At 74.9% G+C, this 8,957-nt stretch carries 12 protein-coding genes; 6 read left to right on the top strand and 6 right to left on the bottom strand.

What is annotated here, in order from left to right:
- The first annotated feature begins 17 nt into the window (after window positions 1-17).
- The gene (locus ACW0Q9_RS26305; RefSeq protein ID WP_456185763.1) at window positions 18-1,070 is read left to right on the top strand and encodes an ROK family protein; all 1,053 of its coding nucleotides are present in this window, start codon (window positions 18-20) and stop codon (window positions 1,068-1,070) included.
- A 13-nt stretch (window positions 1,071-1,083) separates the two neighbouring features.
- Here the strand turns inward: ACW0Q9_RS26305 and ACW0Q9_RS26300 are convergent, their stop codons facing one another.
- Together ACW0Q9_RS26300 and ACW0Q9_RS26295 are read right to left on the bottom strand one after the other, a co-directional pair.
- Window positions 1,084-1,281, bottom strand: a complete 198-nt coding sequence (locus tag ACW0Q9_RS26300; RefSeq protein WP_456185761.1) for a DUF397 domain-containing protein — start codon at window positions 1,279-1,281, stop codon at window positions 1,084-1,086.
- 5 nt (window positions 1,282-1,286) lie between these two features.
- Window positions 1,287-2,132, bottom strand: a complete 846-nt coding sequence (locus tag ACW0Q9_RS26295) for a helix-turn-helix domain-containing protein (RefSeq protein ID WP_456185759.1) — start codon at window positions 2,130-2,132, stop codon at window positions 1,287-1,289.
- Window positions 2,133-2,399: 267 nt separating this feature from the next.
- Here ACW0Q9_RS26295 and ACW0Q9_RS26290 point away from each other — a divergent pair, with 267 nt between their 5' ends.
- Both ACW0Q9_RS26290 and ACW0Q9_RS26285 read left to right on the top strand, forming a co-directional pair.
- Window positions 2,400-2,630, top strand: a complete 231-nt coding sequence (locus tag ACW0Q9_RS26290) for a hypothetical protein (protein ID WP_091312547.1) — start codon at window positions 2,400-2,402, stop codon at window positions 2,628-2,630.
- A gap of 261 nt (window positions 2,631-2,891) precedes the next feature.
- A complete protein-coding gene (locus ACW0Q9_RS26285) occupies window positions 2,892-3,986 on the top strand; it encodes a D-alanine--D-alanine ligase family protein (RefSeq protein WP_456185757.1) in 1,095 nt (364 codons plus the stop codon).
- 34 nt (window positions 3,987-4,020) lie between these two features.
- Here ACW0Q9_RS26285 and ACW0Q9_RS26280 read toward each other — a convergent pair whose 3' ends face one another.
- Complete coding sequence (locus ACW0Q9_RS26280; protein WP_456185755.1) at window positions 4,021-4,635, bottom strand: DUF3515 family protein; 615 nt, start codon at window positions 4,633-4,635, stop codon at window positions 4,021-4,023.
- On the bottom strand, window positions 4,636-4,869 hold the full coding sequence (locus ACW0Q9_RS26275) for an Lrp/AsnC ligand binding domain-containing protein (RefSeq protein ID WP_013284547.1): 234 nt from the start codon (window positions 4,867-4,869) through the stop codon (window positions 4,636-4,638). It abuts the gene before it with no gap.
- Between the two features lie 164 nt (window positions 4,870-5,033).
- On the opposite strand from ACW0Q9_RS26275, the gene ACW0Q9_RS26270 reads away from it, so the two are divergent.
- Both ACW0Q9_RS26270 and ACW0Q9_RS26265 read left to right on the top strand, forming a co-directional pair.
- Window positions 5,034-5,981 (top strand): thiamine-phosphate kinase, encoded by a 948-nt coding sequence (locus ACW0Q9_RS26270; protein ID WP_456185753.1) that lies wholly within the window; start codon window positions 5,034-5,036, stop codon window positions 5,979-5,981.
- A gap of 64 nt (window positions 5,982-6,045) precedes the next feature.
- Window positions 6,046-6,513: a GNAT family N-acetyltransferase gene (locus ACW0Q9_RS26265; RefSeq protein WP_456185751.1), complete on the top strand. Its 468-nt coding sequence runs from the start codon at window positions 6,046-6,048 to the stop codon at window positions 6,511-6,513.
- A 9-nt stretch (window positions 6,514-6,522) separates the two neighbouring features.
- Here ACW0Q9_RS26265 and ACW0Q9_RS26260 read toward each other — a convergent pair whose 3' ends face one another.
- Entirely contained in the window at window positions 6,523-7,779 is a 1,257-nt protein-coding gene (locus ACW0Q9_RS26260) for an ATP-grasp domain-containing protein (RefSeq protein ID WP_456185749.1), read from the bottom strand.
- Window positions 7,780-7,964: 185 nt separating this feature from the next.
- The gene (rpmB, locus tag ACW0Q9_RS26255) at window positions 7,965-8,156 is read right to left on the bottom strand and encodes a 50S ribosomal protein L28 (protein ID WP_013284551.1); all 192 of its coding nucleotides are present in this window, start codon (window positions 8,154-8,156) and stop codon (window positions 7,965-7,967) included.
- A gap of 234 nt (window positions 8,157-8,390) precedes the next feature.
- Between rpmB and ACW0Q9_RS26250 the strand changes: the two genes are divergently transcribed.
- Window positions 8,391-8,957: DAK2 domain-containing protein (locus ACW0Q9_RS26250; protein ID WP_456185746.1), on the top strand; the 567-nt coding region annotated here is incomplete at its 3' end.

Below are 8,957 nucleotides of genomic sequence, written 5' to 3'. Positions count from 1 at the left end.
GGCGGGAGGCGGTGGCGGTGGGCAGCGCGGGTGTGCCGGTGGTGGTGGGTCTGGACAACGGCGGCACGAGCAACAACGCCACCGTGCTGACGGTCGACGGCCGGTTCCTGGTGGACGGTCTGGTGGAGATCCCCAGCGAGGTCCAGGCCGGGCCGGAGGCGGCGATCGAGGCCCTGGCGCGGGCGCTCGACGGCGTGCTGGCGCTGACCGGGGTGCCCCGCGAGCTGGTCCGCGCGGTCGGGCTGGACACCCCCGGCCCGGCCAGCGCCACCGGGGTGATCTCCTCGCGCGGCTCGACCAACTTCTCCCAGCCGGCCTGGCGTGGCTACGACGTGCGCGGCGCGCTGGAGCACCGGCTCGGCCTGCCGGTGGTCTACGCCAACGACGGCAACGCGGCGGCCCTCTACGCGCACCACGTGCACTTCGGCGCGGACGCCATGCGCCGCTCCTCGGTCGCCGCGATCGTCGGCACCGGGCTCGGTGGCGGCGTGGTGGAGGGCGGCCGGGTGGTCGGCGGCGCGGCCGGCATGGCGGGCGAGTTCGGGCACGTGCACATCCCGCTCGACGGGCTGCTCGCGCCCGGCCAGGCGGTGCCGGTCTGCGCCTGCGGCTTCGCCGGGGACGCGGAGAGCGTCGCCTCGCTCACCGGCATCGCGCGCAACCTGCTGCCCTACTGGCTGAGCCGGTTCCCGGGGCACCCGCTGGCGGCCGAGGAGCCGGGCCGGGCGGCGAAGCTGGTCCGCGGCTACGGCGAGCGGGGGGATCCGCTGGCCCGGGAGGTCTTCACCCAGCAGGCCATGGCGTTGGGCCGGCTGTTCACCATCGCGGCCAACTTCACCGACCCGCACGCGTACTTCGTGGGCGGTGGGGTGGTGGAGGCGGCGCCGGAGTTCCGTGACTGGTTCCTGGCCACCGTGCGGGAGCACACCGTGCTCCGCGCCGAGCAGCGCGCGGTGGCCACCTTCGCCCTGGTGCCGGAGCGGGACATGGCCGGGGCGCGCGGGGTGGCCATCGCGGCGCTGGAGGCGGTGCGCGGCGGAGCCGCGGCCGGCCCGCTGGTCGCCGGCTGAGCGACCGGCCGGGTCAGGGGCGCGGCGGTGCGCCGGTGAAGGCGGCCCAGGCGGTCGGGGGGAAGAGCAGCACCGGGCCGGCCGGGTCCTTGGAGTCGCGCACCGCCACCGCCTCGGGCAGCGGCGCCATCTCGACGCACGCGCCCTGGTCGCCGCTGTAGCTGCTCTTGCGCCAACCGGCCGTCGGGCGAGGGCTGTTCGTGCCGTTCATCGCTTCTACCTCTCGTTCAGCAGGCGGAGGAGCTCGTCCCGGCTGGCCGCCGGGCTCAGCGCCACGGTCCGCAGGTGCTCCATGATCTTGGTGCAGGTGCGCAGGTCGCCCGGCCGGTCCAGCACCATCTGCCCGGCGACCGTCTCCACCGAGGCGATGATCGGGTCCTCCGGGTCGGCGAACTCCAGGATGTGCAGCGACCCCCGCGTCCCCCGGTGGTATCCGGCGGCCAGTGGGATCACCTGCACGGTGATGTTGGGCAGCTCGGCCATCTTCAGCAGGTGCTGCAGCTGGCCCCCCATCACCGTGCGATCGCCGACCGGCCGCAGCAGCGCCCCCTCGTCGATGATGGCGTCGAGGATCGGCGGATCGTCACCTGTGAGCCGTTGCTGGCGGTCGAGTCGCAGCTTGACCCGCTGCTCCACCTCCTCGTCGGTGAGCGTGTGCGGGCCGCCGCGCATCACCCCGCGGATGTAGTCGGCGGTCTGGAGCAGGCCGGGCACCACCGACGGCTCGAAGTTGGCGATCCCGGTCGCCTCCGCCTCCAGGGCGATGAAGTCGATGGTCCGCCGGTCCAGCAGGTAGGAGTAGGAGACCCACCAGCCGGGCTTGCGGGCGTCCTTGGCGAGCTGCACCGCCGCGGCGATCTCGTCGGAGCCCACCCCGTAGAGCGTGAGCAGCGCGCGCACGGTGGCCGGGTTGACGAGCGTCTGCGCGTTCTCGTAGCGGGACAGCGTGCTGCGGGTGCTGTTGATCTCGTCGGCCGCGGCCTCCAGGGTGAGGCCGGCGGCCTCCCGGTGGGTCCGCAGGGCGATGCCGAGCCGTCGGGCCCGGGCGGTCTTCGGCGCCATGCATCGATGGTCGCACATCAACGGGAGGACGGGCATGAGAGAAATCCGATGAGAGTTGCATTCACGCGTGTCCACCTGTCAATCTGTGACGGCGTCCTCACCACCGGTTGTCGTGGCGACGGTGGTGGTGAGCGACCGGAGGGGATGGGGTGCGCGGCGATCGGGTTCTACTCCCCCACGACCCGATCGCCGCGTGCCCGTACCGGCACGCCAGACGGGAGGAGACGCGATGACGGCGACGGCCCGCCACACCGGAGGTGGACGGGGATGACGCGGTTCCTCGTGGTCCTCACCGACGTGCGCCCCCTCGACGGGATCTGGCGCAACGAACGCACCAGCCCCGAGCGGCGCCGGCAGGTCGTCGGCGCGAACAACCGCGAGGCCGCGGATCGGATCGCCGGCGCCTTCATGGCGCTGGGCATGGTCCGCGCCGGTCGGCAACGGGTCAAGGTCATCGCGGTCGGGCGCCGGCCGCGGACCCCGGACCACCTGAACTGAACCGGGCCCGCCCCCGGGACGCGGTGACGGGGGCGGGGAGCCGGGCGGCCGGTGGCAGGTCCCGCCACCGGCCGCCCGGGCTCAGCACAGTTCGCGCCCCGCCCGGTTACTCCCTGTATACGACTCGCTGACCGGATGCCGCCTCCTGCGTCGTCTCCCCGGGTATCAACCACCTCCGCTCGCCACGCACAGTAAGGTCAAGCGGGTGAGCGCCACCGGCGAGCACGGCCAGCCGCAGTCGCGAGCGAAGAGGTGACCGGAGTGACCACCCCAGGCAAGACCCGCGTGGCGATCGTCTTCGGCGGCCGCAGCCCCGAGCACGGCATCTCCTGCGTGAGCGCCGGCAGCGTGCTGGCCGCCCTCGACCCGGACGAGTTCGAGGTCGTGCCGGTCGGCATCACCCGCCAGGGCCAGTGGGTGCTGGCCAGCGGCGACCCCGGCCAGCTCGCCATCGCCGACCGCAAGCTCCCCGAGATCACCGCCGGCTCCGGCGCCGAGGTGGTGCTGCGCGCCGACCCGGCCGTGGGCGGTCTCGTGGTGCTCGACCCGGCCCAGGGCCCCGTGGCGCTGGCCGACGTGGACGTGGTCTTCCCCGTGCTGCACGGCGCGTACGGCGAGGACGGCACGATCCAGGGGATGCTGGAGATGGCCGACATCCCCTACGTCGGGGCGAACGTGTTCGCCTCCGCGGCCGCCATGGACAAGGAGTTCACCAAGAAGCTCTGCGCCGCCGAGGGCATCCCGGTCGGCCCGTACGTGGTGCTGCGCGCCGGGATGACACTGACCGAGGAGGACAAGGAGCGCCTCGGGCTGCCGGTCTTCGTGAAGCCGTCCCGGGCCGGTTCCTCGTTCGGCATCACCAAGGTCGACGACTGGGCGCAGCTCGACGCGGCGGTCGCCACCGCCCGGGAGATCGACACCAAGGTGCTCGTCGAGGGCGCCATCGTGGGCCGCGAGATCGAGTGCGGCGTGCTGGAGGGCGAGGCCGGCGGGGCCCCGGAGGCGTCGGTGCTGGCCGAGGTGCGGGTGGTCTCCGGCCACGACTGGTACGACTTCGAGGCCAAGTACATCGACGACGCCTGCGAGTACGACATCCCGGCGAACCTGCCCGAGCCGGTGACCCGGCAGGTGCGGGAGTACGCCACCCGCGCGTTCACCGCGCTGGACTGCTCCGGCCTGGCCCGGGCCGACTTCTTCGTCACCCCGGAGCTGGACGTCTACCTCAACGAGATCAACACCATGCCGGGCTTCACCCCGACCTCGATGTTCCCCCGGATGTGGGCGGCCAGCGGGCTGGAGTATCCGAAGCTGGTCAACCGGCTCATCCGGACCGCCCTGCGCCGCGCCGGCCGCTGAGGACGCCCGGGCGTCGCGGGCCGGCCGGCGACGGTCAGGCGGAGCAGCCGGAGGGCGCCGTCTTCGCGGCGGGCACCGAGGCCACCACCGCGTCGGAGATCGGCGTGACCCACTGGAGCGGCTGCTCGTACTGCTTCGGGACCCGCACCCGCACCGGGGTCTCCCGGTCGACGGTGGTCAGCACGGTGGCGTCCGCCTCCTGCACCGCGTGCCAGCAGACCTTGTTCACCGACCAGACCTCGTCGGTGGGCTGCACCAGCGGCGGGGTGCCGCCGCAGGCCACGGTGAGCGCCGGGTCGCCGTACGCGGCGTTCTGCTCGGCGCCGGCGGTGACCGGGCGCTGCGCCAGGTCGCGGACGGTCGCCGGGAGCTGCGACACCAGGGCGCGGCACACCGTGGCCGGGCGCTCGGCCAGGGCCGGGGCGGGCAGCTCGACCGGCGTGGTCGACTGCGGCCGGACGGCGCTCGCCGACGGGCTCGGCGCGGCGGCCGGGGCGTCGGGGGCCAGCTTCGCGAAGGTGAACCCGGCCACCGCCAGGGTGACCGGCACCGCGATCAGGGTCGCCCAGAGCGCCGCGCCGCGGGTCGACCGGTCGCGCGGCGCCGGGCGGGACTCGTCGGGAGCGGGTGAGGACGTGATCTGTTCCACTTACAGCCGCACCACCGAACACGTGAGGGTGCGGGTGATGCCGGGCACCATCTGCACCTTGCTGACGATCAGTTTGCCGAGCTCGTCGACGGTGTTCGCCTCGGTGAGGACGACCACGTCGTAGGGCCCGGTGACGGCGTCGACGCGTACCACGCCGGCAAGGTCCGCGATCAGACCGGCCACGTCACGCGCCCGACCGACCTCCGTCTGGATGAGGATGTACGCCTGTACCACGACTCGACCTCCGTCCGTCGCCGCCTGGGGCGGCCCGAAGGGTGAAACTACCCTACGGAGCGGCCCTGATCTGTATCGGTCGCCGGCAGGACGCGGTGAGCGAGCACACGCCGGGGCCGTGGTGGCGGGACCGCAGAGCTTGAAGAGCGCGACGAGGGGACGGCATGACGGTCGCGAATGTCGGTGAGTTCGGGCTGATCGACCGGGTGACCGCCCGGTTGGCCCAGGGGGAGAGCTGCCTGCTCGGCCCCGGCGACGACGCGGCGGTGGTCGCGGCGCCGGACCGGCGGGTGGTGGCCTCCACGGACGTGCTGGTCGAGGGGCGGCACTTCCGGCGGGACTGGTCGGGGGCCCGGGACGTGGGGCACCGGGCGGCGGCGGCCAACCTGGCCGACATCGCCGCCATGGGGGCCGCCCCGACGGCGCTGCTGGTCGCCCTCTGCATGCCGGCCGATCTCGACGTGGGCTGGGCGGAGGAGCTGGCCGACGGCCTGGGCGCCGAGGCGGCCCTGGTGGGCGCGAGCGTGGTCGGCGGGGACATGTCCGCCAGCCCGACGCTGACCATCGCGGTGACCGCCCTCGGCGACCTGGCCGGCCGGCCGCCGGTGGTCCGTTCCGGGGCCCGTCCCGGCGACGTGGTGGCCCTCGCGGGACGGACCGGCTGGGCGGCGGCCGGCTACACCGTGCTGTCCCGGGGGTTCCGCACCCCCCGGCTGCTGGTGGAGGCGTTCCGCCGCCCCGAGGTGCCGTACGCGGCCGGTCCCGAGGCCGCCGCGCACGGCGCCACCGCCATGATCGACGTGTCCGACGGGCTGCTGGCCGACCTGGGGCACGTGGCGAAGGCCAGCGGGGTGGCCGTCGACCTGACCCGGGAGGCGTTCGAGGTGCCCCGGCAGATGCGCGACGCGGCGCAGGCGCTCGGTGTCGACCCGTACTCCTGGATCCTGGCCGGGGGCGACGACCACGCCCTGGCCGCGACCTTCCCGGCGGCCGCGACGCTGCCGGCGGGCTGGCGGCCGGTCGGGCGGGTGACCGAGGGCGCCGGGGTGACCGTGGACGGCGTGCCGTACACCGGGGCCGCCGGCTGGGACCACTTCCGCCGGACGGAGTGATCTGCGTCCGATGTCGGGGCATCGGGCCCCGGGCGGGCCCGGTCCCGGTCGTACCCTGCATTCCGTGAGCGGGATCGAGATCCGGGTGCGGCGCTTCGACGCGCCCGAGTCGCAGGCGTTGATCCGGGCGGCCCTGGCCGACCTCGGTGAGCGGTACGGCGGCAGCGGCGACGAGACGCCGGTCGAGGCGGCCGAGTTCGAGCCGCCGGCCGGCACCTTCCTGGTCGCCTACCTCGACGGGCAGCCGGTGGGCTGCGGCGGCTGGCGCAGCCACGGCGACGACGGTGGGACGGCCGAGCTGAAGCGGATGTACACCGCGCCGGCCGCCCGCGGCCGGGGGGTGGCCCGCGCGGTGCTCGCGGCGGTCGAGCGGTCCGCCCGGGACCAGGGCCGCAAGCGGATCATCCTGGAGTGCGGCGACAAGCAGCCGGAGGCGCTCGCCATGTACACCTCGGCCGGCTACGAGCGGATCCCGAACTTCGGCTTCTACCAGGACGCCCCGGGCTGCCTCTCCTTCGGCCGCACCCTCTGACCCTCGCGATCAGTCGACGGTGATCCGGATCTCGCCGGCGGCCTTGCGCGCGGCGCTCTCCGCCTCGGTGGGGGTGGCGCCCCAGGCCAGCACGTGCCCGCTGCGGTGCGCCGAGGAGAGCAGCTGCGGCACGTGGTCCCCGGCCTTCGCCTCGACCTGCGCGTCCAGCACACCCGGCACCCGCAGCGCGGCCCGCCGGCCGTCCACCGCGGTGACCCGCCCGGGCCGGGCGACCAGGAACTCGACGGCCGCCGCGCCGGTCGCGCGGGCCGGCAGCACCGGCCGCTCGCCGTGCAGCACCCGCAGGTACGCCTCGATGACGTCGGCCTCGTAGGCGATCGAGATCAGCGCGGTGATCATGTCGCCGGGCATCCGGGCGGCGCATTCGACAAGCGTCGGCACGCCGTCGACCAGGATCCACTCGCTGTGCAGCATGCCGCTGCGGAAGCCGGCCGCCCCGGCGAGCCGCACCGCCGCGTCCCGCAGCGCCGTCCGCTCCGCCCCGGGCAGCGCGGACGGCACGGTGTGCCCGGTCTCCACCGGGTACCGGCCGCCGGCGATCCGCTTGTCGGTGACGTTGGCGAAGATCGTCTCGCCGTCGGCGACCAGCAGTTCGACGCTGTGCTCCGAGCCGACCAGCAGCTCCTCGACCAGCACCCCGGTCGGCAGGCCGCGCTCGGTGGCCTCGGCCGGCTCGGGCGGGGCCGCGCTGGCCGCCCAGCGGGCGGCGATCTCCGCCGGGTCGGTGACCAGCTGCACGCCCAGGCTGCCGGAGCGGCGGGTGGGCTTGAGCACGCACCGGCCGCCGTGCGCCCGGGCGAACTCCGCCGCCGCCGCCGGGTCGTCGACCAGCTCGTACGCCGGGTTGGCCAGGCCGGTGGCGTCGGCGAGCAGCCGCATCCGGTGCTTGTCGGAGAAGACGTCGGCGGCGGCCACCCCACCGCCGGGCAGATTGAGCCGCTCGGCCAGCCGGGCGGCGGCGCCGACGGCGTACTCCAGGCCGGGCAGGACCAGGCCCGCGGCGGCGAGGCCGGGCTCCCGGGCGAGCAGGGCGTCGGCGTCGAAGCCGGTCTGGTACTCGGCCGGCACCAGCCGGGCGATCACCGGCAGCCCGGCGACGAATTCCACCAGGCCGCGGCGGCGGATCACGTCCGGCTCCTCGACCAGGACCATGCTGCCGGGCGGCAGTTCCTGGTCGAACCAGCGCAGCGAGCCGAACGACCCGCCGATCACCACCAGCTGCTCCCGCCCCAGGTCCAGCTTCACCGGTCGTTCCTCCCCACCGCCGCGCCGGAACGGACGGCCGGCGCAGCAGCACCCTAACCGGGGCGGGCCGATCGGTCGTGGGACGGTCGGCGACCCGTCAGCGCGGGGCCGCGGACACGACAGAAGCCGGCGGGCCCCAGGGGCCCGCCGGCATCCGACGAGTGTGAAGAGGTGGTGCTACCGCGTCAGGCGCGGGTGACCTTGCCGGCCTTGATGCACGAGGTGCAGACCTGCAACTTCTTGGTGGTGCCGCCACCGGCCGGGGTACGCACCGACTGGATGTTCGGGTTCCAGCGGCGGTTGGTCCGCCGGTGCGAGTGGGACACGTTGTGGCCGAAGCCCGGTCCCTTGCCACAGACGTCGCACACGCTAGCCACGGGATACTCCTGGGATTGAAACGTTCATGAGGTCGCCGCCAGGCGCTGCCCGGGCAACCTGGCCAGGTTACCCGATGACAGACCGGTACGCCCAACCGGCCTGGTCGGGACCCGCCCAGCGTACCTGGGGAGAGGCCGGCGGACCGGGCAGCGGTCCCGGCGGCCGTCGGACACGCCGGGGCCGGAAGCGGCCGGCCCCGGCGGGTGTCGGTGCGCGCCAGTAGGCTTCCCGACGTGCTGGACACCCTCGACGCCGCCGCGGTGCGCCGCTGGTGCGCGAGCGGGCTGGCCGCCCTCCAGCGCCACCAGGGCGAGATCGACCAGCTCAACGTCTACCCGGTCCCCGACGGCGACACCGGCACCAACCTGGTGCTCACCCTCACCTCGGCCCAGCAGGCCCTCGCCATGGACCTGGAGACCCTCCCCGAGGACGGGCACACCCCGCACGGGCACGCCCTGCGGCTGATGGCCCGGGGCGCGCTGCTCGGGGCGCGGGGCAACTCCGGGGTGATCCTCTCGCAGATCCTGCGCGGCTTCGCCGACGCGCTCGCCGCCGCCCCGGCGGTCCGTGGCCGGCAGCTGGCCGCCGCGCTGGCCGACGCGACCACCGCCGCCTACGCCGCGGTCGCCCAGCCCGTCGAGGGCACGCTGCTCAGCGTGGTCGCCGCCGCCGCCCGCGCGGCCGAGCAGGCGGACACCGACGACCTGCGCGCGGTGACCCGGGCGGCGGCCGGCGGGGCGGCCAGGGCGCTGGCGCGCACCCCCGAGCAGTTGCCCGCGCTGGCCCGGGCCGGCGTGGTC

It is taken from the genome of Micromonospora sp. I033, from assembly GCF_053890995.1.
Note: the sequence above shows the minus strand (reverse complement) of the source record. Positions and strands in the feature narration are given on the sequence as shown.

Bases quoted from the DNA above. Each gene is read 5' to 3' on its own strand.
- ACW0Q9_RS26300 (WP_456185761.1), bottom strand. From the start codon at position 1,281: ATGAACGGCACGAACAGCCCTCGCCCGACGGCCGGTTGGCGCAAGAGC.
- ACW0Q9_RS26295 (WP_456185759.1), bottom strand. From the start codon at position 2,132: ATGGCGCCGAAGACCGCCCGGGCCCGACGGCTCGGCATCGCCCTGCGG.
- ACW0Q9_RS26290 (WP_091312547.1), top strand. From the start codon at position 2,400: ATGACGCGGTTCCTCGTGGTCCTCACCGACGTGCGCCCCCTCGACGGG.
- ACW0Q9_RS26270 (WP_456185753.1), top strand. From the start codon at position 5,034: ATGACGGTCGCGAATGTCGGTGAGTTCGGGCTGATCGACCGGGTGACC.